This window comes from Streptomyces kanamyceticus (genome assembly GCF_008704495.1).
Classification (GTDB): domain Bacteria; phylum Actinomycetota; class Actinomycetes; order Streptomycetales; family Streptomycetaceae; genus Streptomyces; species Streptomyces kanamyceticus.
In genome coordinates this window covers 3,233,564-3,259,035 of sequence record NZ_CP023699.1, presented here as the reverse complement: position 1 = coordinate 3,259,035, position 25,472 = coordinate 3,233,564, and the positions used below count along the sequence as shown (strand labels likewise).

Here is a 25,472-nt window from a genome sequence, read left to right as displayed (position 1 = left end):
TGGGTACGGGCCCTCTCGCGCCCGTACATGCGCCGTAGTTGCCGGGGTCCTGTCACCGCTACCGTCGACACGTAGGTCGATACGTAACGCATTCCCCGTAGAGGTGGAGTCGCTGTGAAGGCCATCCGTCGATTCACCGTACGTCCCGTCCTTCCCCAACCCCTCGGCCCGCTCGCCGAGTTGGCCGGTAACCTGCGCTGGTCCTGGCATCCGCGGACCCGGGACCTCTTCACGGCCCTCGACCCGGACCTGTGGGAGTCCTCCGGCCGCGACCCCGTGCGCCTCCTCGGCGCTGTGTCCCCCGCGCGCCTGGCCGAAGCCGCCCGCGACGAGAGCTACGTGCGGCGGCTCACCGAAGCCGTCGACGACCTTCGCGAGTACGTCACGGGGAGCCGCTGGTACCAGGAGCGGGATGCCGAGGGCAGGGACCGGCTCGGTCCCGAACTCCCGCGCGCCGTCGCCTACTTCTCGCCCGAGTTCGGCATCACCGCCGCACTGCCGCAGTACTCCGGCGGCCTCGGCATCCTCGCGGGCGACCACCTCAAGGCCGCCAGCGACCTCGGCGTCCCCCTCATCGGTGTCGGACTGCTCTACCGGCACGGCTACTTCCGCCAGTCCCTCTCCCGCGACGCCTGGCAGCAGGAGCACTACCCGGTGCTCGACCCGAACGAACTGCCCGTCTCCCTCCTGCGCGAGAGCGACGGCACCCCCGCCCTCGTCTCGCTCGCCCTGCCCGGTGGCCGTGAGCTGCGGGCGCACGTCTGGCAGGCGCAGGTCGGCCGCGTGCCGCTCCTGATGCTCGACTCGGACGTCGAGGAGAACGACCCCGGCGAGCGCGACGTCACCGACCGGCTCTACGGCGGCGGCAGCGAGCACCGACTGCTCCAGGAGATGCTGCTCGGCATCGGCGGGGTGCGCGCCGTACGGACGTACTGCCGACTCACCGGACACCCCGAACCCGAGGTCTTCCACACGAACGAGGGCCACGCGGGCTTCCTCGGCCTGGAGCGCATCCATGAACTCGCCGTCCAGGCAGTCGACTTCGACACCGCCCTGGAGGCCGTGCGCGCCGGGACCGTCTTCACCACGCACACCCCCGTGCCCGCGGGCATCGACCGCTTCGACCGCGAACTGGTCGCCCGCCACTTCGGACCCGACGCCGAACTGCCCCGCATCGACGTCGGCGACATCCTGCGGCTCGGCATGGAGACCCATCAGGGAGGCGAACCCAACGTCTTCAACATGGCGGTGATGGGGCTGCGCCTCGGCAGCCGCGCCAACGGCGTCAGCACCCTGCACGGCGCGGTGAGCCGTGAGATGTTCGCGGGTCTGTGGCCGGGATTCGACGCCGAAGAGGTGCCGATCGCCTCCATCACCAACGGCGTGCACGCCCCGACCTGGGTGGCCCCCGAGGTGTTCCGGCTCGGTGCCCGGCAGATCGGCGAACGCCGCACCGAGCACGCGCTCTCCGTCGGCGGCGCCCCCGGCGGCGACGACCGCTGGGACGCGGTGGCCGACATCCAGGACGCCGACATCTGGGAGCTGCGCCGTACGCTGCGCGCCCAGCTGGTCCACGAGGCCAGGCGCCGCCTGCACGAGTCGTGGCGCCAACGCGGCGCGGCCACCGCCGAGTTGGGCTGGATCGACGAGGTGCTCGACCCGGACGTCCTGACCATCGGCTTCGCCCGCCGCGTCCCCTCGTACAAGCGGCTCACGCTGATGCTGCGCGACCGCGACCGGCTCATGGAGCTGCTCAGGCACCCTGACCGTCCGGTGCAGATCGTCGTCGCGGGCAAGGCGCACCCGGCGGACGACGGCGGCAAGCGGCTCATCCAGGAGCTGGTGCGGTTCACCGACGACCCGCGCGTGCGGCGGCACATCGTGTTCCTGCCCGACTACGGCATGGCGATGGCGCAGAAGCTCTACCCCGGCTGCGACGTCTGGCTGAACAATCCGCTCAGGCCCCTGGAGGCGTGCGGCACCAGCGGCATGAAGGCCGCGCTGAACGGATGCCTCAACCTGTCGGTCCTGGACGGCTGGTGGGACGAATGGTTCGAGCCGGACTTCGGGTGGGCCATCCCCACGGCGGACGGCGCGGCCACGGACGACGACCGGCGCGACGAGCTTGAGGCGGCGGCGCTGTACGACCTCCTCGAGCGGCGGGTCGCGCCGCGCTTCTACGAGCAGGGGCCCGGCGGGCTGCCCGACCGCTGGATCGAGATGGTCAGGAGGACCCTGACCCGGCTCGGTCCCAAGGTCCTCGCGGGCCGCATGGTCCGCGAGTACGTCGAGAAGCTGTACGTTCCGGCCGCGCGGGCGCACCGGGTGCTGGATGCCACCGCGGCCGGTGAGCTCGCGGCGTGGAAGGCGCGGGTCCGGGCGGGGTGGCCGCGGGTCGCCGTCGACCACGTCGAGGCGTCGGCCACCGGGGCCGTCGCCGAGCTCGGCGCCACGTTGTCCCTGCGGGTGCGAGTGCGGCTCGGGGAGCTCACGCCGGACGACGTGGAGGTCCAGGTCCTCGCGGGGCGCGTTGACCCGGAGGACCACATCGCTGATGTGTCTCCGGTGCCGTTGAAGTCCACGGGCGGGCCCGACGGGGAGGGGCGTCTCGTGTACGAGGGGCCCCTCGCGCTGGATCGCACGGGGCCGTTCGGCTACACGGTGCGGATCCTGCCCTCGCATCGGCTGCTGGCCAGCGGGGCGGAGTTGGGCCTTGTCGCTGTTCCGTCTGAGGCGACGGGGGAGGAGGCGGGGGTTTTGATGCGGTGAGTCTTCTGCGGGCCGCCTTGGGCTGGTCGCGCAGTTCCCCGCGCCCCTAAAAGATCGCGCCGTTCCTCGCGCCCCCAAAAACGCGCAGTTCCCCGCGCCCCTTTTCAGGGGCGCGGGGAACTGCGCAGTCTTTGGTGCTTGTTACTTGACGTTGACGCCGGTCCAGGCCGCCTCAACGCCCTTGTACTCGGCCGAGTCGGCTCCGTACAGGTCGGACGCCGCCTTCAGCGTGCCCTCGCGGGCCGCCTTGTAGTCCGTCGTGGTGGTGAACTCCGTCGTCAGCGCCTTGAACCAGATCTTCTCGGCCTTGTCGCGTCCGATGCCCTCGACCTTGGAGCCGTCGGCGGTCGGGGAGTCGTACTTCACGCCGTTGATCTCCTTCGCGCCGCTGCCCTCGGACAGCAGGTAGAAGAAGTGGTTGGCGATGCCCGAGGAGTAGTGGACGTCGACGTTGCCCGCGTCCGCGCTCCAGTTGTCCAGGGACTGGCCGTCCTTGGAGGGCTTGTCCATGTAGCGCAGCGGCGAGCCGTCGCCGTTGATGTCGATCTCTTCGCCGATGAGGTAGTCGCCGATGTCCTCGGGGCTCTTGGAGTTGAACTCGACGGCGGTGCCGAAGATGTCCGAGGTGGCCTCGTTCAGGCCGCCGGACTCGCCGCTGTACTCCATGTTGCCGGTGGCCGAGGTGACGCCGTGCGACATCTCGTGGGCCGCGACGTCGATCGAGGTGAGGGGCTTCTTGTTGCCCTCGCCGTCGCCGTACGTCATGCAGAAGCAGCTGTCGTCCCAGAAGGCGTTGACGTAGCTGTCGCCGTAGTGGACGCGCGAGGTGGCACCCTTGCCGTCGCCCTTGATGCCCTCACGGCCGTGCACGGTCTTGTAGTAGTCCCAGGTGACCTGGGCGCCGTAGGCGGCGTCGACACCGGCGGTCTGGGCGTCGTCCGGCTTGCCGTTGCCCCACGTGTCGTCGTCGTCCGTGAAGAGCTTGCCCTCGCCCTCGCCGTTCTCCAGGTTGTACGTGGAGTGGCCGCCGCGGCTGTCGTCGGTCAGGTCGAAGCCGTTGGCACCCTTCTTGGAGCCGATCTCGACCTTGCCGCTGTACTGGCTGTTGCCGGTGGCGTTCTCGATCTCCTGCTGCTGGAAGAGCTTCTTGCCGGTGGCGGCGTCCGTGACGATGCGCAGGCGGCTCGGCGTGCCGTCCTTCTGCATGCCGGTGACCTTGGTCTCGAACGCGAGGACGGGCTTGCCCTCGGCGGCCCAGATCACCTTGCGCGGGGACTGCGCGTCGGCCTTGCTGGTCTTGGCCTTGGCGGCGGTCGACTCGGCGGACTTGGCGACCGACGACTTGGCGAGCTTCGCGTCGGTGGAGGCGACCTTCACGGACGCCTTGGTCGCCTTGGTGACGCCCTTGAGCTTGCCGTTCTTGGCGGTGTGCACCACGAGGTCGCCGCCGAGGACGGGAAGTCCCTCGTAGGTGCGCTCGTAGCGGGTGTGGGTGGTGCCGTCGCGGTCCTTGACGACGTCGCGGACGACGAGCTTCTCCTTGGCGCCCAGGCCGATCTTGTCCGCGGTGGCGGCCTTGTCGGCGTTGGCGTCCTGGAGGAGGTCCGCCTTGGCCGACGCCGACAGGCTCTGCGGCGCGGCCGAGGGGGTCGCGTCGCCGACGGGCTGGGCGGAAGCGCCGGTGGTCAGTCCGGCGGTCAGGAGCGCTCCGGCGGCCACGGCGGTGGCGATGGCCAGGGTGGAACGCTTCCGGGATATGTGGGGGGTCACGCAAGCTCCTTCTGTGGGGACCCGGGCAGCATTGGGGAGCTACCAGGGTGTGAAAGATGCGGTGCGGGTGTGCTGCTGTGCCGTGCGAGGGAAGAGTGTCATTCGAGCCAGGTACATGTCAGCCTCTTGGCCAAACCTTGGCCAGAATTAGTCCGTTGAGCGAAGGTCAACATACGCATTGCGAACAGGGCGTGAACGAGCGCGCCGCCCCGGGGAGTTGATTCACCCGGGGCGGCGCCGTCTGTTCCCAGCTCGGTTGCGAGGCTTACGGAAGCCTTGCGGAGGGGCTGGTGGCAAGGCTTACGGGAAGGTGACCTTCCAGCTGTTGATGTAGCCGGTGTCCTGCGCGGCCACGTCCTGAACCCGCAGCTTCCAGGTGCCGTTGGCCACCTCGGACGAGGCGTTGACGGTGTAGGTCTCCTTGACGTTGTCCGCCGAGTCCGAGCCGCTGGCCGCCTTCAGGGGGTAGACGGACCCGTCGGGGGCGAGCAGGTCGACCTTCAGGTCACCGCGCCAGGTGTGCACGATGTCCACGCCGACCTTCAGGGCGCTCGGCGCGTTTCCGGTGCGGCCCGTGACGTTGACCGACGAGGTCACCGCGGGACCGTTGTCCGGGATGGCGACGTCCGTGGTGTTCTCGAACGAGGTGCCGGGCTCCTCGCCACCGGGACGGCTGCCGACGTTCACGGCCGCCCAGGCGTTGGCGACGGCCTTGTACTCGGCGCTGGTGGTGCCGTACAGCTCACCGGCCGCCGCGAGCGTTCCGTTACGGGCGTCCGCGTACTTGGTGGTCGTGGTGAACTTCGTGGTGAGCGCCTTGAACCAGATCAGCGACGCCTTGTCACGGCCGATTCCGGTCACGGGCAGGCCATCGGAGGTCGGCGAGTCGTACTGGACGCCGTTGATCTCCTTCTTGCCGCTGCCCTCGCTCAGCATGTAGTAGAAGTGGTTGGCGACACCGGACGAGTAGTGCACGTCGATGTTGCCGATGCCCGAGTACCAGGCGTCCTTGGACGCGCCGTCCTTGGAGGGCTTGTCCATGTAGCGCAGCGGCGAGCCGTCGCCGTTGATGTCGATCTTCTCGCCGACGAGGTAGTCGCCCTTGTCCTGGGCGTTGTTGGCGTTGAACTCCACGGCCGCCGCGAAGATGTCGGACGTCGCCTCGTTCAGGCCGCCGGACTCGCCGCTGTACGTCATGTTGCCGGTCGCCGACGTGACGCCGTGCGTCATCTCGTGCGCCGCCACGTCGATGGAGGTCAGCGGCTTGGAGTTGCCCGAGCCGTCGCCGTACGTCATGCAGAAGCAGGAGTCCTGCCAGAACGCGTTGACGTAGTTGTTGCCGTAGTGGACCCGCGAGGACGCGCCGACGCCGTCGCCGCGGATGCCGGAGCGGCCGTGCACGTTCTTGTAGTAGTCCCAGGTGAGCTGGGCGCCGTAGGCGGCGTCCGCGCCCGCGGTCTCCAGGTTGGAGGCCTGGCCGTTGCCCCAGATGTCGTCGGGACCCGAGAAGAGGGTGCCGGTGCCCGAGGTGGCGTGGTTCAGGTTGTACGTCTTGTGGTTGCCGCGGCCCGAGTCGGTGAGGTTGTACGAGGAGCCCGACTGGACGGAGCCGACCGTCACCTGGCCGCTGTACTGCGTGTTGCCGGTGCCGTTCTCGATGCCCTGCCACTGGAAGAGCTTCTTGCCGGTGGCCGCGTCCGTGATGACGTGCAGCTCGTTCGGGGTGCCGTCGTGCTGCAGGCCGCCGACCACGGTCTCGTACGCGAGGGTCGGCTCGCCCTTGGCCATCCACACGACCTTGCGCGGCGCCCTGTCCGCGTCGGTCTTCTTCGAGCCCGCGGCCTTCGCGGCGCCGAGCGCCTGCTTCTCCGCGGCCGACGCCTTGATGTCGGCGCTCAGGTCGATGCCCTTGAGCTGCTCCTTGGAGGCCTTGGTCACGGCCTCGGTCGCACCGGACTTGGCGCTCTCGACCACGAGGTCGCCGCCGAGCACGGGCAGTCCGTCGTAGGTGCGCTCGTAGCGTGTGTGGAGGGTGCCGTCGCGGTCCTTGACGACGTCACGGACGACGAGCTTCTCCTTGGCGCCGAGGCCCAGGTCCTTGGCGGTGTCCGCCTTGGTGGAGTTGGCGTCGCGGAGGAGCTCCGCACGCTGGGCGGGGGTGAGCTTGGCGGCGAGCGCGCCGGGGTCGACGTTCCCGAGCTTCTGCGCCTTGGGGGCGCTGGTCCAGGGATCGTCGGCGGACGCGGGGCCCGCCTGAACGGCGACGGCGAGCAGAGCGGCTACGGCGGAAAGGGCGCCTGCTGCGGCGGCCCGTCTGTGGGAGGTGCTTCTCAACGCGGGACTCCTTCTGCGCGGCCGCGGGATGCGCGGCCAGAGCTACCGGGCGGTTGGGTCGCCGTCCGGGCAGAGCAAGGCGGAACGCAGAACTGGGCAGTACACACGGGGTGTTGCGTGAGAGAAACCGCCGCGTTGTTGAAAGCTGCGCGGTGGTCGAGGGGAAGAGTGACACCAGAGGCACGTTGCTGTCAGGAGCGCATCAAGAGTTGGCCGGAATCAGTCCGTTGGCCGGTAGGGGACGTTCGCTATCCGGTGTCTGGCAGGGCCCCTAATAGCAGAGCCTGATGAGCCCCCGTGGCAGGGGGTACCTCGACCGAAACAGGCGGTCACCGCTGGCTGCTTTTCGCCGGTGGGCCCGTAAGGGGCGTGGGGAACGGCGCGCTCAGCCACAACGACCCCGCAGCCGCCAGCGGGCCGAAAGCGGCTAATCCGGTGGCGCACTAAGTCAACGCCGCGCCGATGGTGCAGAGTTCGCCGGTGGGCCCGTAAGGGGCGTGGGGAACGGCGCGCTCAGCCACAACGAACCCGCAGTGGTGAGTCGGCACGTCCGGCGGAGCCTTCAGCGGGGGTCCACCCACAACGCCGACCCCACCGCGCAGAGTTCCCCGGAAGCCGTCACCGCCGCCACCCCCATCTCGTGCTTGCGGCCCGACTCCGCGATCAGCCACGCATACGTGATGTGGTCCTCGCCGACCGCCATGGGACGCAGCATCGTCCCGGTCAGGGACGCCGTCACCGCGCCCTTGCGCAGGCCCCCGAAGTGGATTCCGGGAGCCGCGCTCGGGCAGTCCAGCGCGGCCCAGGCCAGGTCGGGCCTGAGCGCGCCCGAGCCGTCGTCGAAGGCGGGATGCGGAGCCCACGCCGCGGCGACCACATCGCGCCCTGGCACGGGCGCGCAGTGCTGGCGCAGGCCGCGGTCCGGCGCACGGTCACCGCAGCCGAAGCAGTCGACCGAGCCGTCGGCGACACCGCTGGGCGGCGCGGCACGGTAGGCCGCCGTGGCCGCCACGGCCTCGTCCCAGGTGGGCGCGGACGGCACGTCGAGGTCAAGAGCCGCCGCGGGGCGCGCGCCCGCCAGGACGTTTCCCGCGTCGTCGGTCAACGCGGCGCCCCCGTCGGGCAGTTCACCGAACCGTACGGGAACGCCCACGCGGATGGCGGCGCGGAAGTCCACCCGCACCGTCCCCGGCGGGGTGCGGCCCGCGAGCACACCCGCGACATAGCCGCCGAAGGCGAGTCCGGGATAGCCCTCGTACAGCGCGGGGACGACCAGCTCTTCGGTCACGTGATCAGTAGCCGTGCGATCAGTAGCCATGCGATCAGTAGACATGCGCTCAGCTCACCACACTGTCCCGCCAGGCGCGGTGGAGATCGGCGAAGGATCCCGAGCCCGCGACGAGCTCGGCGGGAGCGCCGTCCTCCACGACCCTGCCGTGCTCCATCACCAGGACCCGGTCGGCGATCTCCACCGTGGAGAGCCGGTGGGCGATCACCACCGCGGTGCGGCCGCGCAGCACCGTGTGCATGGCCCGCTGCACGGCCCGCTCGCCGGGAATGTCCAGGGAGCTGGTCGCCTCGTCGAGGATCAGCACGGCGGGGTCGGCGAGCAGCGCCCGCGCGAAGGCCACCAGCTGCCGCTGGCCCGCGGAGATCCGGCCGCCGCGCTTGCGCACGTCGGTGTCGTACCCGTCGGGCAGCGACATGATGAAGTCGTGGGCGCCGATGGCCTTCGCGGCGTGCTCGATGTCCTCGCGGGTGGCGTCGGGCCGCCCGATCGCGATGTTCTCGGCGACGGTCCCGGAGAACAGGAACGCCTCCTGGGTGACCATGACGACCCCGCGCCGCAGCTCGGCGCCGGAGAGTTCGCGCAGGTCGACGCCGTCGAGCAGGACGCTGCCCTCCGTCGGGTCGTAGAACCGGGCGAGCAGCTTGGCCAGCGTGGACTTGCCCGCGCCGGTCGAGCCGACGACGGCCACGGTCTGTCCCGCGGGCAGCGTCAGGTCGAAGCGGGGCAGCACCTCGCCGCCGGTGCGGTAGGCGAACCGCACGCCGTCGAAGCGCACTTCGCGCCCCGGGTGCGCGGATTCCAGGGCGGGCAGCGGGCGCGTGACGGCGGCCGGGGGCTCGGGCACGGTCGGGGTCTGGGCGAGCAGCCCGGCGATCTTCTCCAGGGACGCGGCCGCCGACTGGTAGGAGTTCAGGAACATCCCGAGCCGGTCGATCGGGTCGTAGAGCCGCCGCAGGTACAGCACGGCGGCGGCGAGGACGCCGAGCGCGAGCCCGCCGTCCGCGACCCGGTAGGCGCCCCACAGGACGATGCCCGCGACCGCGATGTTGGCGACGAGCCGGGAGCCGATCACGTACCTGGCCATCTCCAGCATCGCGCTGCCGTTGGTCCGCTCGTGCCGCGAGTTGAGCACCGCGAACTCCGCGTCGTTGGCCCGCTCGCGGCGGAACGCCCGCACGGGACGGATGCCGTTCATGGTCTCGGCGAACTTCACGATGACGGCGGCGATCGCCGTGGAGCGGTCGCGGAACAGCGCGCCCGCGCGCCGCTGGTAGAGGCGTACGAGGAGGTAGAGCGGCACGAAGGACGCCACGGCCACCGCGCCAAGACCCAGGTCGAGCCAGAGCAGCATCACCGAGATGTAGAGGAACGAGAGCAGGACGGTGATGAGCTCCTGGAGGCCCTCGCTGAGCAGTTCGCGCAGCGACTCGACGTCGGTGGTGGACCGGGAGATCAGCCGCCCGGACGTGTACCGCTCGTGGAAGTCGACGCTCAGCGCCTGCGCGTGCCGGAAGATCCGTCCGCGCAGGTCGAGCAGGACGTCCTGGTTGACGCGCGCGGAGGCCACGATGAAGGCGTACTGGAGCCCGCCGGAGAGCGCGGCGCAGAGCAGATAGCCGATGCCCACCGCGATCAGCGGGCCGTGGTCGCCCGCGCGCACCGCGGGCACGCCGCGGTCGATGGCGTACGCGACGAGCAGCGGGCCCGCCTGCACGACGGCCTGCTGCACCAGGAGCAGCACGGTGGCGAGCACGACCCGGCCGCGCAGCGGTGCGAGCAGCGAGAGCAGCAGGGTGCGGGTGGCCCCCGGGGGCGCGGGCAGATCGTCCTTGTCGAAGGGGTCGCCGGCGGGCGCGGGGGCCTCGGGCAGGTCGGGTTCCCCGGGGTGTGCGGGCTTCTCCCGTACGGAGGTCGACGAGGTCATCGGGCAGCCTCCTCGGCGGCGGTGGGTTCGGCGCTGGGTTCGGCTGTGGGTTCGGCTGTGGTGTCGGCTCCCGACATCAGCCAGGCGTACTCCGCGTTGTCCCGCAGGAGTTCCTGGTGGGTGCCGACGGCGGCGACCCGGCCGCCGGAGAGCAGCGCGACGCGGTCCGCGAGCTGCACGGTGGAGGGGCGGTGCGCCACGACGAGGGCGGTGGTGTCGGCGAGGACGCGCCGCAGCGCGGCCTCGACCAGGGCCTCGGTGTGCACGTCGAGGGCGGACAGCGGGTCGTCGAGGACCAGGAAGCGCGGGGAGCCGACCACGGCGCGGGCCAGGGCGAGCCGCTGGCGCTGGCCGCCGGACAGGCTCAGGCCCTGCTCGCCGACCTGGGTGCCGGTGCCCTGCGGCAGAGCGCGGGTGAAGTCCGCCTGCGCCACCTCAAGGGCGCGCGTCAACTCGGCTTCTCCCGCGGTCTTCTCGGCGCCCATCAGGACGTTCTCACCGACCGTCGCGGAGAAGAGGGTCGGTTCCTCGAAGGCCACGGCGACCAGGGTGCGCAGGTGCTCGCGGTCCATCGCGGTGATGTCCTCGCCGTCCAGGGTGATGCGGCCGCCGGTGACCTCGTGGAGCCGGGGGACGAGCGCGGTGAGGGTCGTCTTGCCGCTGCCGGTCGCGCCGACGAGGGCCATCGTCTCGCCCGGGCGTACGTGCAGGTCTATGTGCGCGAGGACCGCGGGCGTCTCGGGGCCCGCGTCGGGGTAGCGGAACTCCACGCCGTGGAACTGGAGTCCGCCGCCGCCGTCCGGAGCGGGTGCCTCCGCGTCTGCCGTACGAGGTCCCGCCGCCTCCGGCTCCGCGTCCATCACCTCGAAGTACCGCTCCGTGGCCGTCGCGGACTCCTGGGACATCGCGAGCAGGAAGCCGATCGACTCCACGGGCCAGCGCAGCGCGAGCGCCGTCGAGAGGAAGGCGACCAGCGTGCCCGTGGACAGGTCGCCGTCCGAGACCCGCACCGTGCCGAGCACCAGCGCGGCGCCGATCGCGGCCTCGGGCAGCGCCATGATCACCGCGTAGATCGAGGCGAGGATGCGGGCCTTGGCCAGCTCGGTGCCGCGCAGCGTCCGCGACAGTTCGCGAAAGGCCCGCGCCTGGCTGCGGTGGCGCCCGAACCCCTTGATGATGCGGACGCCGAGCACGCTCTCCTCGACGACGGTCGTCAGATCGCCGACCTGGTCCTGCGCCTGCCGCGCCACGGCGGTGTACCGACCCTCGTAGTACGCGCACGCGATCACCATCGGCGCCACGGGCGCGAGCAGCACCAGGCCGAGCGTGAAGTCCTGGCCCAGCAAAATGATCACGCCGACCACGATCGTCGCGCCGTTGACCAGGAGGAACGTCAGCGGGAAGGCGAGGAACATCCGCAGCAGCATCAGATCCGTCGTACCGCGCGAGAGCAGCTGCCCCGACGCCCAGCGGTCGTGGAAGGAGACCGGGAGCCGCTGCAGATGGCGGAAGAGGTCGGCCCGCATCGCCGCCTCCACGCTGGCCAGGGGGCGCGCGACGAGCCACCGCCGCAGGCCGAAGAGGAGCGCCTCGGCGACACCGAGCAGGAGCAGGACGAGCGCCCCGAGCCACACCCCCGCCGGGTCCCCGTCGGCCACCGGGCCGTCCACCATCCACTTCAGTACGAGCGGGAAGACGAGTCCCGTGCACGAGGCGACGATCGCGACGAATGCCGCGGTGATCAGGCGGGTTCGGACCGGCCGGACATAGGGCCACAGGCGCAGCAACGTCCGTACGGTCGACCGGTCCTTGGTCGACGGATCCTTGTGGGGGGCATCTGATTTCGGCATCAGGAGCGAGCCTACGGATCGCCACTGACAGAGCCCACCGAGTTTCGGTCCGACCCGCTTCCTCCGCTGGACCTGGGTCCGGAGTCGGGACCGGGCCGCCGAACCCGGTGCCGTAGGCCGTCGGCCGCCGGGCGTACGCCCCCATCAGCCGCCGAGTCGTACGCCCCCATCAACCGATCGGCTGATGGCCCTTCGAGCGCGATGGGCGATGCCCGCACCCCCGCCCACCCGCGATTCTCGACACATGCCCCTCATCGAAGTGCACGACCTGCAGAAGGCCTACGGCGGCCGCACCGTCGTCGACGGCGTCTCCTTCGCCGTGGAGGAGGGCGAGATCTTCGGCATCCTCGGACCGAACGGCGCGGGCAAGACCACCACCGTCGAGTGCGTGGAGGGCCTGCGCACCCCCGACTCGGGCCTGGTCCGCGTCGCGGGGCTCGACCCGGTCGCCGACCACGAACGCCTCACCCGCATCCTCGGCGCGCAGCTCCAGGAGAGCGAGCTCCAGCCGAAGCTGACCGTGCGCGAGGCACTGGAGCTGTACGCCGCGTTCTACCCGAACCCCGCCGACTGGCGGCCGCTCGCCGAGCGCCTGCGCCTGACCGACAAGCTCGACAGCCGCTTCGGCAAGCTCTCCGGGGGCCAGAAGCAGCGCCTGTTCATCGCGCTCGCCCTCATCGGCAACCCCAAGGTCGTCGTCCTGGACGAACTGACCACCGGGCTCGACCCGCGCGCCCGCCGCGACACCTGGGAACTCATCGAGGACGTACGCGACAGCGGCGTCACCGTCCTGCTCGTCACCCACTTCATGGAGGAGGCCCAGCGCCTCTGCGACCGCATCGCGGTCATCGACAAGGGCCGGGTCGCCGCCCTCGACTCCCCGGCGGGCCTGATCAGCAGGGCCGCGAACTCCACGGTCATGTCGTTCACGCCGTCCGCGCCGCTCGACGAGCGCGTGCTCGCGGCGCTGCCCGCGGTCACCTCCGTCGAGCACCGCGACGGCCGCTACACCCTGAACGGCACCGACGAGACCGTCGACGCGGCCATCACGCTGCTCGCCAGGCACCGCATCACCGCCCACCAACTCCGGGTCTCCGACGCCACGTTGGACGACGCGTTCCTCGACCTGACGGGAGCATCGGCATGACGAGCACCGCCGTCGCCGCACCGCACGCCGCCACCAGGCCCAAGGCCTCGTCGGCCGTCCTCAGGGCCGAGCTGCGGCTCTTCCGCCGCGAACCGGGCGCCGTCTTCTGGATCATGGCGTTCCCCACCCTGCTCCTGGTGATCCTCGGCTCCATCCCCTCCTTCCGCGAGACCAACGCCTCGCTCGGCGGGAATCGCCTCGTCGACGCGTACGTCCCCGTCACCGTGCTGCTCTCGCTGATCATGGCGGGGCTCCAGGCCATGCCGCCGCTCGTCACCGGCTACCGCGAGCGCGGCATCCTGCGCCGGATGTCCGCGACCCCGGTGCGCCCCTCCGCCGTGCTCGGCGCGCAGATGGGCATCTTCGGCACCGCGACCCTCGTCTCCGCCCTGCTCTCGCTGACCGTGGGGCGCCTCGTCTTCGACGTGACGCTGCCGCGCCAGGCCTTCGGGTACGGCCTGGCGCTGCTCCTCGCCATCCTGTGCGGACTCTCCCTGGGCGCCGTGGTCTCCGCGCTCGCCCCCACCACGAAGGCCGCCACCGCCATCGGCTCCGCCGTCTTCTTCCCGATGATGTTCAGCGCGGGCGTCTGGCTGCCGGTCCAGGCGATGCCCGACATGCTCGCCCGCATCGTGGAGCTCGCCCCGCTCGGCGCCGCCGCGCAGGCCCTGGGCGACGCGGCGGACGGCGACTGGCCGAGCCTCGGCCACCTCGGCGTCCTGCTCGCGTGGACGGTGCTCCTGTCGGCGGGGGCCGCGCGCTGGTTCCGGTGGGAGTGAGCGGGAGGGACCCCGCCGTGGCCTGGCCGATGGCCGACACTTGGCACATGAACCCGACCACGGCGGACGCCGCGACGACGGTCGAACAGCGCTGGGGACTGTTCAACCGCTGGGGCCCCTACGGCCTGCTCTGCTTCGGCACCCTGATGTCGCTCGGCACCAGCCGGGTGGTCGGCATGACCGCCGTCGACTGGTACGTGGCCGGGGGCGTGGTCGCCGCGGCGCTCGTGCTCCAGCTGTGGTGGGGCCGGGCGGCTCGCACCCGCCCGGACCCCAGCGCCGCGGGCAGCTTCTACTACGCCGTGCGCTGGACCTTCGCCTTCGTCCTGACCTGGCTCAACCCGTTCTTCGCGTTCTACGCCGTCGTCGGCTACTTCGGCGCCGAGCGGCTGCTCTCGCCCCGCCTGGTCAAACCCGGCCTCTTCGCCACCGCGATCATCATGGCGGGCTCCCAGTCCGGCGGTCTGCCGCCGGACAACAGCGCGGGCTGGGGCGTCTTCGGCGCGCTCTTCGCGGTCAACATCGTCCTGCTCAGCATCTTCGCCCACCTCGCCGAGCAGGAGGACGAGCGGGCCCGCGTGCAGGCCGCCACCATCAAGGAACTGGAGCGCACCAACACCGCGCTCCAGGAGTCCATGGACGAGAACGTCGCCCTGCACGCCCAACTCCTCCTGCAAGCACGCGAGGCGGGCGTCGCCGACGAACGGCGCAGGCTCGCCGCCGAGATCCACGACACCATCGCGCAGGGCCTGACCGGCATCATCGCCCAGCTCCAGGTCGTCGCGGGCGCCACCGACCAGGAGCTGGCCCGCGAACATCTGGGCCGCGCCGCCGATCTCGCCCGGCACAGCCTGGGCGAGGCCCGCCGCTCCGTCCACAACCTCTCGCCCGCGCCCCTGGAGTACGACAGGCTCCCCGAAGCGCTGAAGAAGACGGTCGCCGAATGGGCCGAACGCACCGGGACGCGCGCCGACTTCACGGTCACCGGCACCGCCGAAGACCTCCACGACGAGATCGAGGCGACCTTGCTGCGCATCGTCCAGGAGGCCCTGTCCAACACCGCGAGGCACGCCGACGCCACCCGCGTCGGCGTCACCCTCTCCTTCATGGGCGACGAGGTCACCCTGGACGTCCGCGACGACGGGCGCGGCTTCGACCCGCTCGCCACCGTGGCGCGCACCGGCAGCGGCGGCTTCGGCCTCGACGGCATGCGGGCCCGCGCCGAACGCATCGCCGGAGCCCTCACCGTGGAGTCCGAACCCGGCGGGGGCACCGCGGTGTCCGCTCGCGTACCGTTGGTCCGCCATGAGCACTGAAGTGATCACTCTCCTCATCGTCGACGACCACCCCGTCGTCCGCGACGGCCTGCGCGGCATGTTCCGGTCGGCCCCCGGCTTCGAGGTGCTCGGCGAGGCGTCCGACGGCGTCGAGGCCGTGGCCCTGACCGCCGAACTCGACCCGGACGTCGTCCTGATGGACCTGCGCATGCCCGGCGGCAGCGGCGTCGACGCGATCACCGAACTCACCCGGCGCGGCGCCCGCGCCCGGGTCCTCGTCCTCACCACGTACGACACGGACTCCGACACGCTCCCCGCGATCGAGGCGGGCGCCACCGGCTACCTCCTCAAGGACGCCCCCCGCGAGGAGCTGTTCACCGCGGTCCGCGCCGCCGCCGAGGGCCGCACCGTCCTGTCGCCCGCCGTCGCGTCCCGGCTCGTCTCACGCGTACGTGCCCCCGGCAACGAGCCGCTGAGCTCCCGGGAGAGGGAAGTGCTCGCGCTCGTCGCCAAGGGCACGTCGAACCGTGCGATCGCCGTCGAACTCTTCATCAGCGAGGCCACGGTCAAGACGCACCTCACCCACATCTACGGCAAGTTGGGCGTCAAGGACCGGGCGGCGGCGGTGGCTACGGCTTATAGCAGGGGAATTCTGGGCTGAGGCGGGGCTTCGTCAGGGCCCCGCAGGGGCCCGTTAGGGGCGCGGGGAACTGCGCGACAAGCCACGACGCGCCCGCGCGTTCAGACGGCTTCCCATAGCGCGGGCGTATTCGGCGGCTCCCAGCCCGGCTGCGCTTGATGCGGCTGCAGGCACCGGTACGTCGACCCGCCGTACGTCACGGAGTCACCCGCCGCGTACACCTTACCCGCGGCCCACGTCCCCCCGGGCTCACCGGGATCGGGGTCGCCCCCACCCCCCGTGGTCTTCAGGGTCAACCCATACTGCTGCAGCAGCGGATTGATCGGCTGGTGGAACGTCGTCCCGCCGCTGGAGCAGTTGCCCGAGCCGCCCGACGTGACGCCCTGCGCCTGGCTCCCGGAGATGAAGGAGCCGCCCGAGTCGCCGGGCTCGGCGCAGACCGTCGTCCTGGTCACACCGCTGATCGTGCCCTCGGGGTAGGTGACGCTGGTGTTGTGCTGCGAGATGGTGCCGCAGTGCCACCCCGTAGTGGAGCCGGAACGGCAGATCGACGCACCCACCGGGGACTGCGTGGAGCCCCCGACGCCGACCCGTTGCCCGCCCTGGCCCTTCACGTACGGGGTGGCGGTCCACTGGGAGTTGACGGCGACCCAGGCCATGTCCTTGCCGGGGAAGATGGAGGCTTGGAACGTGCCCTGGGCCACCTGGTTGTAGCCGCTGGTCGCGGTGCCAGCGCGCCCGCAGTGGCCCGCCGTGGCGAAGCCCTGCTGGGTGCCCTTGGTGACGGGGAAGCCGATGGAGCACCGGCCGCCACCCATGTAGTACGCCTCGCCGCCCACCAGGTCGTACAGCGGGCGCGGCCGCTCCGTGGTCCGCTCCACGCGTACGAGCGAGGATCCGACGCCGGCCGCGGTGACCAGGTGCTTCGCCGCCGCGGTGTGCACGGCGCGTACGACCACCGCGTTGGAGCGCACGTCGACGTACCAGACGGGTGCGTCGCGCGTGGCCGTCCTCTTCGCGGCGCGGTCCAACTGACCCTTGGCGGCGTCGAGTTGGGCCACCGAGTGGTCCACGACCTGGGCCTTCGCGCCCCGTGCCTCGATCGCGGGGACGTCGGAGGCGTCGGTGGTGGCGACGGTGAGCGTCGCCGAAGTGGCGCCGCCCACCCAGGCGCCCGCGAAGTTACGGCCGAGTGCGCCGCGCAGCACGCCCGCGTCGGCGCCGGCCTCGGCCTCGTTGACCAAACGGGCCTTGGCCTGCGCCGACGTGAGTCCGAGATCGCGTTGCATCGCCGTCAGGACGCCGGGCGATGTCCTGGCGACGGATGCTGTCTCGGCAGGGGAAAGGGTCGTCGGGGACGTGGCGGACGGATCGGCCTGGGCGGCCGCGCTGCCGGGCAGCCCGGCAAGGGCCAGCGCACCGGCCGCGGCGACGGCGGCACAGGTGGCGGCGAGGCGTCTGTGTGGGGTGGGGCGCATACGGGAGGTCTCCTCGATGGGGGCGGACGGGGAGGGGTGGGGAGGGGAGGGGATGGCCCACACCGTAGAACTCTCAACTGCCGTGGGGGAGCTGTCAGTTGCCCCCCGTGGGTGACGTTATGGATGCGCGTGGGCCCCACCGAAGGCCCAACTGGCCACGCCCGGTGCGGAGATACGGGTGGGCGGGCGGGAAGGAATCCGTATCGAACCGGCGGGCCCGGTGCTCCTACAGGGAGGGCCGACGCCGAGGAAGCGGCGGAGAAGGAGCCGCCAGCCAAGCCGTATAGCTTTCGCTGCGCGCCACCGCATCCGCATGCGCCCCCCGCGCCTGCGCGAACACCGCCGCCGCCGTGTCGTGCGCGGGCGCCGCCGGATGCCAGCCGAGCAGGTGGCGCCAGTAGAGCGGAGCCCCCGCGAGGGGGCGGGTCACCATGCCGGGCGTCGGCGGGAACGTCGCCCTGCACAGACCCACCGCCCTGCCCACCTGGACCAGGTGGACGCAGGACGCGACGTCCGTCTCGTACACCCGCGACGGGGTGAAACCGGCGCGCGCGCACGCCGCGCTGAAGCAGTCCGCGAAGCACCCGTCCCCCGGCACGTCCGTCCACGACTCGTCCGCGAGCAGCGCCAGGTCGATCTCCTGCCCGCCCGCCAGCGGATGCCCGGTCGGCAGCATGACGAAGACGGGGTCGCGGGCCACCTCGCGCCAGACCAGGAGCTCGCTCTCCGGCGGCGCGCTCGCCCCGCACGTGCCGACCAGGGCGAAGTCCAGGCGCCCGTCGGCCGTGCGCGCCGCGATCTCCCGCTCGGACCAGGTGGTGTGGGTCGTCACCGGCACCCCGGGGTGCGCGGTGGCGAGCCGGTCCACCAGGCCCCCGAAGAGCGGCCCGTGCGTACCGCCGAGCCGGAACCCCGCCCCGCCCTGCCAGGTCTGCGCGAACCGCTGCGCCTCCTCCCGAAGGCCGCTGACGGCGGGCAGCACGACCCGTGCCCTGGCCAGCACGAACTCACCGAGCGCGGTGGCCCGCACCCCGTGCCGCCCCCGTTCGAACAGCTCCCCGCCAAGGGCCCGCTCGATCCGCTTCAACTGCGCGCTCAGCGCGGGCTGGGCGAGCCCGAGCGCGGTGGCGGCCTTGGTCAGGCTGCCCGCGTCGGCGATCGCCCGGATCGTCTTCAGGTGCCGCAACTCCAGGTCCATACCGTGAGCTTGGGGTGCCACGGGTACCGGGGCAAGACTCAGGTACGGACCAAGGCCGATCAGCCGCTCCGGACCCGCAGCAGCAGCACCGCACGCCCCGGCACCGTCACCGCGTCGCCCGCCCGGTGCACCGTGCCCGGCGCCGCGCCCTGGTCCTCGTACGAGGTGTCCACGACCACCTCGTACGCATCGGCCCACGGCGGCCCCGGCAGCACGAAGCTCGTGGGCCGGTCCGCCGCGTGCAGGATCGCCAGGAAGCTGTCGTCGACGATCGGCGCGCCGCGCGCGTCACGGCTCGGGATGTCGCGCCCGGAGAGGTACATGCCGAGCGTCGCCGCGGGCGCGTACCAGTCGCTCTCCGTCATCTCCGTGCCGCGCGTCGTGAACCACGCCAGGTCCCGCAGCCCGTCGGCCGAGTGGGCACGGCCGGAGAAGAACGCGCGGCGGCGCAGCACCGGATGCCGGTGCCGCAGGCCGATGAGCCGGGACGTCAGCGCGAAGAGGTCACGCCAGCCGGGCTCGTCGCGCAGCGTCCAGTCGACCCAGCTGATCTCGTTGTCCTGGCAGTACGCGTTGTTGGAGCCGCCCTGCGTGCGGCCCATCTCGTCGCCCGCGACCAGCATCGGCACGCCGGTGGACAGGAGCAGCGTCGTCACCAGGTTGCGCAGCTGGCGGCGGCGCAGCTCCAGTACGCGCTCGTCGTCGGTCTCGCCCTCCGTGCCGCAGTTCCAGGAGCGGTTGTCGTCGGACCCGTCCTGGTTGCCCTCCCCGTTGGCCTCGTTGTGCTTGCGCTCGTACGACACCAGGTCCCGCAGCGTGAATCCGTCGTGCGCGGTCACGAAGTTGACCGACGCGTACGGCCTGCGCCCGCCCCACGCGTACAGGTCGCTCGATCCGGAGAGCCGGTAGCCGAGATCGCGTACGTCAGGGAGCGCGCCCCGCCAGAAGTCCCGCACCGCGTTGCGGTACCGGTCGTTCCACTCCGTCCACAGCGGCGGGAACGACCCCACCTGGTAGCCCCCCGAACCCACGTCCCACGGCTCGGCGATCAGCTTCACGCGCCGCAGGACCGGATCCTGCGCGATCACCGCGAGGAACGGCGACAGCATGTCCACGTCGTGGAAGGAGCGCGCGAGCGCGGCGGCCAGGTCGAAGCGGAAGCCGTCCACTCCCATCTCGCTCACCCAGTACCGCAGCGAGTCCGTGATCAGCCGCAGGACGTGCGGCTGGACGACCTGGAGGGTGTTGCCGCAGCCCGTGTAATCGGCGTACCGGCGCGCGTCGCCCGACTGCAGCCGGTAGTAGCCGCGGTTGTCGATGCCCTTCAGGGAGAGCATCGGGCCGAGCTCCCCGGCCTCCGCCGTGTGGTTGTAGACCACGTCGAGGATGACCTCGATGCCCGCCTCGTGCAGCGCCCGCACCATCCGCCGGAACTCGCCGACCTGCTGCCCCCGCGTCCCCGACGCCGCGTACGCCGCGTGCGGGGCGAAGTAGCCGATGGAGTTGTAGCCCCAGTAGTTGCGAAGCCCCCTGCGCAGCAGATGGTCCTCGTGCGCGAACTGGTGCACGGGCAGCAGCTCGACCGCCGTCACCCCCAGCACCTTGAGGTGCTCCAGGGCCGCGGGATGCGCCAACCCGGCGTACGTGCCCCGCAGTTCGGCCGGAATCCCCGGATGCCGCTCGGTGAAGCCGCGTACGTGCAGTTCGTAGATGACCGAGTCCGCCCACGGCGTCTTGGGGCGCCGGTCGTCCGACCACTCGTCGTCCGGCGCGTCGTCGTGCACGACCACGCCCTTGGGCACGTACGGCGCGGAGTCCCTGTCGTCGCGCACGGTGTCCGCCACGTGCTGCTCGGGCCAGTCGCGCACGTGCCCGTACACCTCGGGCGGCAGCACGCCGTAGTCGTTGCCCGCACCGGCGTCGACCGCCCGTGCGTACGGATCGAGGAGCAGCTTCGCCGGGTTCCAGCGGGCGCCCGTCCACGGGTCCCAGCGGCCGTGCACCCGGTACCCGTACCGCTGGCCCGGACGCACGTCCGGCACGAAGCCGTGCCAGATCTCGTGCGTCAGCTCGGTCAGGGCGTGCCGCGCCTCGACCCCCTCCTCGTCGAACAGGCACAGCTCGACCGCCTCCGCACCGCCCGCCCACAGCGCGAAGTTGGTGCCCGCGACCCCCTCGGGCCCGATCCTGAAGCGGGCGCCCAACGGGGTCGGCGTCCCCGGCCACACGGGCCGCGCGAGCACCGGACGCGCCGTGGCGCGCGTACTTCCGTTCAGGGCGGCGGCGGGCCGCTCGGGCGTGACCCGCCCCCTCGCCCGCGCCTCCTGCACTGCCCCTTGCTCGGGTGCGCTCGACACCTACTCGCCTCCCGCGGCTCGGTGGGTCGACGCGCGAAGAAGGGCGAGCGGCGTCCCGGCCGCGGCTCCCCATACGTCGTCCTCCTCACTGTTCTGCCCACCGCGTGCGTCGCACTCACGTTTCCCCAGCAGGGGGACGGTCGTTGGGACCCACGTGAGACAGGTTGCGAGGCGCGCACGGCGCGCAGGGGCCGCACTGGCCGCCGTATTGACATGGGCAGGCCTGATGGCCGGGGCGGCGGGCTGCTCCGCCGGTGGGCTCGACGGAGTGCTCGGGAAGTCGCGCTCGCCGGCCGACGCGATCCGGGTGTCGCCCGACGACGACATGAAGGGAGTCAGGGCCGACGAACGGATCGAGGTGAAGGTCCCCGACGGCCGCCTGGAGTCGGTGAAGGTCGTCCGGACGCAGGACGCGCAGGAGTTCGACGTACCGGGCCGCATCGACGAGGACGGCATGGCCTGGCGGCCGCTGGACGAAGGCCCCCTCGCGCTCGCCGCGAGGTACAAGGTCGACGCGGTCGCCATGGACGGCCACGGCCGGCGCTCGGCCCGGCACACCACGTTCACGACGTACGTCCCCGACGAGCGCTTCATCGGTTACGTGACACCGGAGAACCGCGCCACCGTCGGCACCGGCATGATCGTCTCCCTGGAGTTCAACCGGGAGATCGAGAACCGCGCGGCCGTCCAGCGCGCCATCCACGTCACCGCGCACCCCGCCGTCGACATCGAGCCGCACTGGTTCGGCAAGACGCGCGTGGACTTCCGCCCGGAGGAGTACTGGAAGCCGGGCACGAAGGTCACCGTCGGCCTGCGCCTGCGGGACGTCCAGGCGGCACGCGGGGTCTACGGCCTCCAGGACAAGAGCTTCTCCTTCACCGTGGGCCGCAGCCAGGAGTCCCTGGTCGACGCGGCCGAGCACACCATGGAGGTGCGCAGGGACGGCGAGGTGATCTCCACCGTGCCGATCACCGCGGGCGCCCCCAAGACCACCACGTACAACGGGAAGATGGTGGTCACCGAGATGCTGGAGGTGACCCGGATGAACAGCCGCACGGTCGGCTTCGGCGGGGAGTACGACATCCCCGACGTGCCGCACGCGATGCGCCTGACGACCTCCGGCACCTTCCTGCACGGCAACTACTGGTCCCCGGACGCCCCTGGCAACACGAATGTCAGCCACGGCTGCGTGGGCCTGCGCGATGTGAAGGGCGGCAGCTCACGGACGCCCGCGGGCTGGTTCTTCGACCGGAGCCTCATCGGGGACGTCGTCGAAGTCGTGAACAGCAATGACAAGAAAGTCGCTCCTGACAACGGCCTCGGCGGCTGGAACATGGACTGGAAGGAGTGGCGGCGCGAGAGCTGACCGACGGCCCACCACCAGGTGATCGCGGGGTGACCGGCGGTCGTCCAGCAGGTGATCTTGGTCTGCCCGCACCTCGCGCCCAGTTGGAACGGAACGGTGACATTGGCGGGGAGTCATCGCTGCGGGGCGTGTGGTTATCTAACGCTTGCGCGTGTCTGAAACGCGCGGGGTGCACTGGGGTGCGGGCCTGTGACCAGGCCGTGCGAGGGGAGACAAGATCGTGAACGGGCGACCGATATCGGGGGATTCGTCGGATACGCGTGAGCGCGTACGACGGAGGGGCGCCAGAGGCCTTACGGCCGCGGTTTCGGGGGCGGCACTGCTCCTCGTCGCGGCCTGCGGCGGGGGAGGCGGCTCGGACAAGGGCGGCGAGGGCAAGGGCGGTTCGGACAAGAACGCCGCGTCGGCGGCCGTCGTGACGATAGCGCCGAAGGACGGCGCGAAGTCGGTCGCCACCAGCGGCGCCCTCAAGATAGACGCGGCGAAGGGCAAGCTCTCCGAGGTCAAGGTCGAGGACGGCAAGGGCAACCCGGTCCCCGGCAAGATCACCTCGGGCGGCGCGAGTTGGACGCCCGCCCACCATCTCGCGGCGGCCACCACGTACAAGGTGCACGCCGTGGCGAAGGACTCCGAAGGACGCGCGTCCGCCAAGGACACCGCCTTCACGACGCTGACGCCGAAGAACACCTTCATCGGCCAGTTCAATCCGGAGGACGGCACCGAGGTCGGCGTCGGCATGCCGTTCTCGGTCCGCTTCACCCGCGGCATCACCGACCCGGAGGCCGTCGAGAAGGCCATCGACATCAAGACCGAGCCCTCGGTCCCCGTCGAGGGCCACTGGTTCGGCAACGACCGCCTCGACTTCCGCCCCGAGAAGTACTGGGCGGCCGGTACGAAGGTCACCGTCAAGCTCAACCTCGACGGCGTCGAGGGCCGCCCCGGCGTCTACGGCAAGCAGACCAAGACCCTGAAGTTCACCGTCGGCCGCAGCCAGGTCTCCACCGTCGACGCCAAGACGCACCAGATGACGGTCGTGCGCGACGGCAAGCAGATCAAGAAGATCCCGATCACCGCGGGCGCCCCGGGCACGACGACGTACAACGGCGAGATGGTCATCAGCGAGAAGCTCCAGGTGACCCGGATGAACGGTGACACCGTCGGCTTCGGCGGCGAGTACGACATCAAGGACGTGCCGCACGCCATGCGCCTGTCCACCTCCGGCACGTTCATCCACGGCAACTACTGGTCGGGCGGCGCCTTCGGCAACACCAACGCCAGCCACGGCTGCATAGGCCTGAGCGACGTGCGCGGCGGCTACAGCAAGAAGACGCCCGGCGGCTGGTTCTTCAGCAACTCGATGATCGGCGACCTCGTCGTCGTGAAGAACTCCGCCGACAAGAAGATCCAGCCGGACAACGGCTACAACGGCTGGAACATGTCGTGGGAGAAGTGGAAGGCGTAGGCCCCCCACCTCCATTCCCGTACGGGACCCGGCGCACTGTGACCAAGTGCACCGGGTTCCGGCGCGTTAGCCCCCGTTAACCTGCTGCCATGACCGCAACCCTCGAAGTCACCGAAGGCGTCGGCACCATTCGGCTCGACCGCCCGCCCATGAACGCCCTGGACATCGCCACCCAGGACCGCATCAAGGAACTGGCCGAGGAGGCCGCCCGCCGCGACGACGTGCGCGCCGTGGTGATCCACGGCGGCGAGAAGGTGTTCGCCGCGGGCGCGGACATCAAGGAGATGCAGGACATGGACCACGCGGCGATGATCGCGCGCTCCGGAGCCCTGCAGGAGTCCTTCACCGCCGTCGCCCGCATCCCCAAGCCCGTCGTCGCCGCCGTCAACGGCTATGCCCTGGGCGGCGGTTGCGAGCTCGCGCTCTGCGCGGACTTCCGCATCGCCGCGGACAACGCCAAGCTCGGCCAGCCCGAGATCCTGCTCGGCGTCATCCCCGGCGCGGGCGGCACCCAGCGCCTGGCCCGCCTGGTCGGCCCCTCCAAGGCGAAGGATCTGATCTTCACGGGCCGCCACGTGAAGGCCGAAGAGGCGCTCGCCATCGGCCTGGTGGACCGTGTCGTACCCGCCGCCGAGGTGTACGAACAGGCGTACGCGTGGGCCGCGCGCCTCGCCAAGGGCCCTGCCATCGCGCTGCGCGCCGCCAAGGAGTCGATCGACGCGGGCCTCCAGACGGACATCGACACGGGCCTGGCCATCGAGCGCACCTGGTTCGCCGGTCTGTTCGCGACCGAGGACCGCGAGCGGGGCATGCGGAGCTTCGTCGAGGAGGGACCTGGCAAGGCCAAGTTCCTCTGAGCCGCGACCGCCGAACTGCCCCCGAGGTCAGCTGAGTTGACCCGCGCGCGCCCGCGCGTCCCCCGAAGGAGCGGTTTATGGCCGACTTAACAGAGCCTTAAGTCCACCGTGCTCGGGGCACTCGGTGATCACTCGTAAGCGAGAAGTCATCGCAGGTCAGGGCCGCTTCTGGCGGTCCGTTCTGCCAGTGGCATATGCCTATCCAGCCCCCCGGAATGGTTGGTTCCGGGGGGCCTATTACGCCGGAACGGCCCCGGAGGGCGCTCCGGGCGGCCATGATGGGGGGCATGGCGGGGCTGGAGGGTTATGAACGGCCGCGGCGGCACGGTAGTGCGACCGCGGCACGCTGGTCGCCGGCGGTAGAGGACGAACACGCGCTCAAGGCGCTGGAGTTGTTCGGCAATCCGACGGACGCGGAAGTTCCGCTGCCCTCGCGCCCGGAGTCCGCCGCCATCGCGCGCCGCCTCGCCCAGGTCGTGGTCCTCCGCCACTGGGGACTCTCCCCGAAGCTCACCGAGGACGTCGTCCTGCTCGTCTCCGAACTCGTGGGGAACGCCGTGCGGCACACCGGCGCCCGCGTCTTCGGCCTGCGCATGCAGCGGCGGCGCGGCTGGATACGCGTAGAGGTGCGCGACCCCTCGCGCGGACTGCCCTGTCTGATGCCCGTCCGCGAGACGGACCTGAGCGGTCGGGGCCTCTTCCTCGTCGACAAGCTCTCCGACCGCTGGGGCGTCGATCTGCTGCCGCGCGGCAAGACGACGTGGTTCGAGATGCGGGTCCTGGACCGCTGAGGGTCACCCGGGGCGGGGTGGGGCGGGTGGTGGGGCGGGTGCACGAAAGCCCCCGGGTCGCCGGTATGTCGGCGCTGCGGGGGCCTGCGTGAAGCGCCGGGACCGATTGGGGTGTGGTCCACAGCCGCTGATGACGACCTGAGCCCGGGTCAATGGGGGTCGTGGCTCCGACTATGGCAGAC

At 71.2% G+C, this 25,472-nt stretch carries 17 protein-coding genes; 9 read left to right on the top strand and 8 right to left on the bottom strand.

Translation table 11 applies throughout. From position 1 onward, the window contains the following. The first annotated feature begins 114 nt into the window (after nt 1–114). Entirely contained in the window at nt 115–2,769 is a 2,655-nt protein-coding gene (gene glgP, locus CP970_RS13050) for an alpha-glucan family phosphorylase (protein WP_055551768.1), read from the top strand. Nucleotides 2,770–2,910: 141 nt separating this feature from the next. Here the strand turns inward: glgP and CP970_RS13045 are convergent, their stop codons facing one another. The 5 genes from CP970_RS13045 to CP970_RS13025 all read right to left on the bottom strand — a co-directional run bounded on the left by CP970_RS13045 (nt 2,911) and on the right by CP970_RS13025 (nt 11,938). Further along, a complete protein-coding gene (locus CP970_RS13045; protein WP_055551770.1) occupies nt 2,911–4,539 on the bottom strand; it encodes a M4 family metallopeptidase in 1,629 nt (542 codons plus the stop codon). Between the two features lie 300 nt (nt 4,540–4,839). After that, nucleotides 4,840–6,873 (bottom strand): M4 family metallopeptidase, encoded by a 2,034-nt coding sequence (locus CP970_RS13040; RefSeq protein ID WP_055551772.1) that lies wholly within the window; start codon nt 6,871–6,873, stop codon nt 4,840–4,842. Between the two features lie 562 nt (nt 6,874–7,435). Beyond that, entirely contained in the window at nt 7,436–8,191 is a 756-nt protein-coding gene (locus CP970_RS13035) for a hotdog fold domain-containing protein (protein WP_055551774.1), read from the bottom strand. 19 nt (nt 8,192–8,210) lie between these two features. Then, the gene (locus tag CP970_RS13030; protein ID WP_055551776.1) at nt 8,211–10,088 is read right to left on the bottom strand and encodes an ABC transporter ATP-binding protein; all 1,878 of its coding nucleotides are present in this window, start codon (nt 10,086–10,088) and stop codon (nt 8,211–8,213) included. Then, complete coding sequence (locus CP970_RS13025) at nt 10,085–11,938, bottom strand: ABC transporter ATP-binding protein (RefSeq protein WP_063806179.1); 1,854 nt, start codon at nt 11,936–11,938, stop codon at nt 10,085–10,087. The genes CP970_RS13030 and CP970_RS13025 overlap by 4 nt, the downstream gene beginning before the upstream one ends. A 244-nt stretch (nt 11,939–12,182) precedes the next feature. Between CP970_RS13025 and CP970_RS13020 the strand changes: the two genes are divergently transcribed. From CP970_RS13020 to CP970_RS13005, 4 genes are read left to right on the top strand one after another with little or no spacing between them, the layout of a single operon-like run. Then, nucleotides 12,183–13,085, top strand: coding sequence for an ABC transporter ATP-binding protein (locus CP970_RS13020; RefSeq protein WP_055551779.1), 903 nt, complete (start codon nt 12,183–12,185; stop codon nt 13,083–13,085). After that, a complete protein-coding gene (locus CP970_RS13015; RefSeq protein ID WP_055551781.1) occupies nt 13,082–13,864 on the top strand; it encodes an ABC transporter permease in 783 nt (260 codons plus the stop codon). Before CP970_RS13020 ends, CP970_RS13015 begins: the two co-directional genes overlap by 4 nt. A gap of 47 nt (nt 13,865–13,911) precedes the next feature. After that, on the top strand, nt 13,912–15,180 hold the full coding sequence (locus CP970_RS13010) for a sensor histidine kinase (RefSeq protein WP_107099028.1): 1,269 nt from the start codon (nt 13,912–13,914) through the stop codon (nt 15,178–15,180). Next, nucleotides 15,170–15,802, top strand: a complete 633-nt coding sequence (locus CP970_RS13005) for a response regulator (RefSeq protein ID WP_055551785.1) — start codon at nt 15,170–15,172, stop codon at nt 15,800–15,802. Before CP970_RS13010 ends, CP970_RS13005 begins: the two co-directional genes overlap by 11 nt. Before the next feature lie 80 nt (nt 15,803–15,882). On the opposite strand, the gene CP970_RS13000 is transcribed toward CP970_RS13005, so the two are convergent. From CP970_RS13000 to glgX, 3 genes are all read right to left on the bottom strand, one after another. Then, entirely contained in the window at nt 15,883–17,259 is a 1,377-nt protein-coding gene (locus tag CP970_RS13000) for a carbohydrate-binding protein (protein WP_150493308.1), read from the bottom strand. A gap of 226 nt (nt 17,260–17,485) precedes the next feature. Next, nucleotides 17,486–18,457 carry a LysR family transcriptional regulator gene (locus tag CP970_RS12995; protein ID WP_150493306.1) on the bottom strand — a complete coding sequence of 324 codons (972 nt, stop codon included), beginning with the start codon at nt 18,455–18,457 and terminating at the stop codon, nt 17,486–17,488. A 59-nt stretch (nt 18,458–18,516) separates the two neighbouring features. After that, on the bottom strand, nt 18,517–20,814 hold the full coding sequence (gene glgX, locus CP970_RS12990; protein ID WP_055556083.1) for a glycogen debranching protein GlgX: 2,298 nt from the start codon (nt 20,812–20,814) through the stop codon (nt 18,517–18,519). Between the two features lie 226 nt (nt 20,815–21,040). Here glgX and CP970_RS12985 point away from each other — a divergent pair, with 226 nt between their 5' ends. The 4 genes from CP970_RS12985 to CP970_RS12970 all read left to right on the top strand — a co-directional run bounded on the left by CP970_RS12985 (nt 21,041) and on the right by CP970_RS12970 (nt 25,290). Continuing rightward, on the top strand, nt 21,041–22,180 hold the full coding sequence (locus CP970_RS12985) for a L,D-transpeptidase (protein ID WP_079044029.1): 1,140 nt from the start codon (nt 21,041–21,043) through the stop codon (nt 22,178–22,180). A 220-nt stretch (nt 22,181–22,400) separates the two neighbouring features. Further along, on the top strand, nt 22,401–23,642 hold the full coding sequence (locus CP970_RS12980; protein ID WP_079044028.1) for a L,D-transpeptidase: 1,242 nt from the start codon (nt 22,401–22,403) through the stop codon (nt 23,640–23,642). A gap of 89 nt (nt 23,643–23,731) precedes the next feature. Continuing rightward, nucleotides 23,732–24,499: an enoyl-CoA hydratase/isomerase family protein gene (locus tag CP970_RS12975; protein WP_055556081.1), complete on the top strand. Its 768-nt coding sequence runs from the start codon at nt 23,732–23,734 to the stop codon at nt 24,497–24,499. 287 nt (nt 24,500–24,786) lie between these two features. Further along, nucleotides 24,787–25,290 (top strand): ATP-binding protein, encoded by a 504-nt coding sequence (locus tag CP970_RS12970; protein ID WP_098244897.1) that lies wholly within the window; start codon nt 24,787–24,789, stop codon nt 25,288–25,290. The last annotated feature ends 182 nt before the right edge of the window (nt 25,291–25,472 follow it).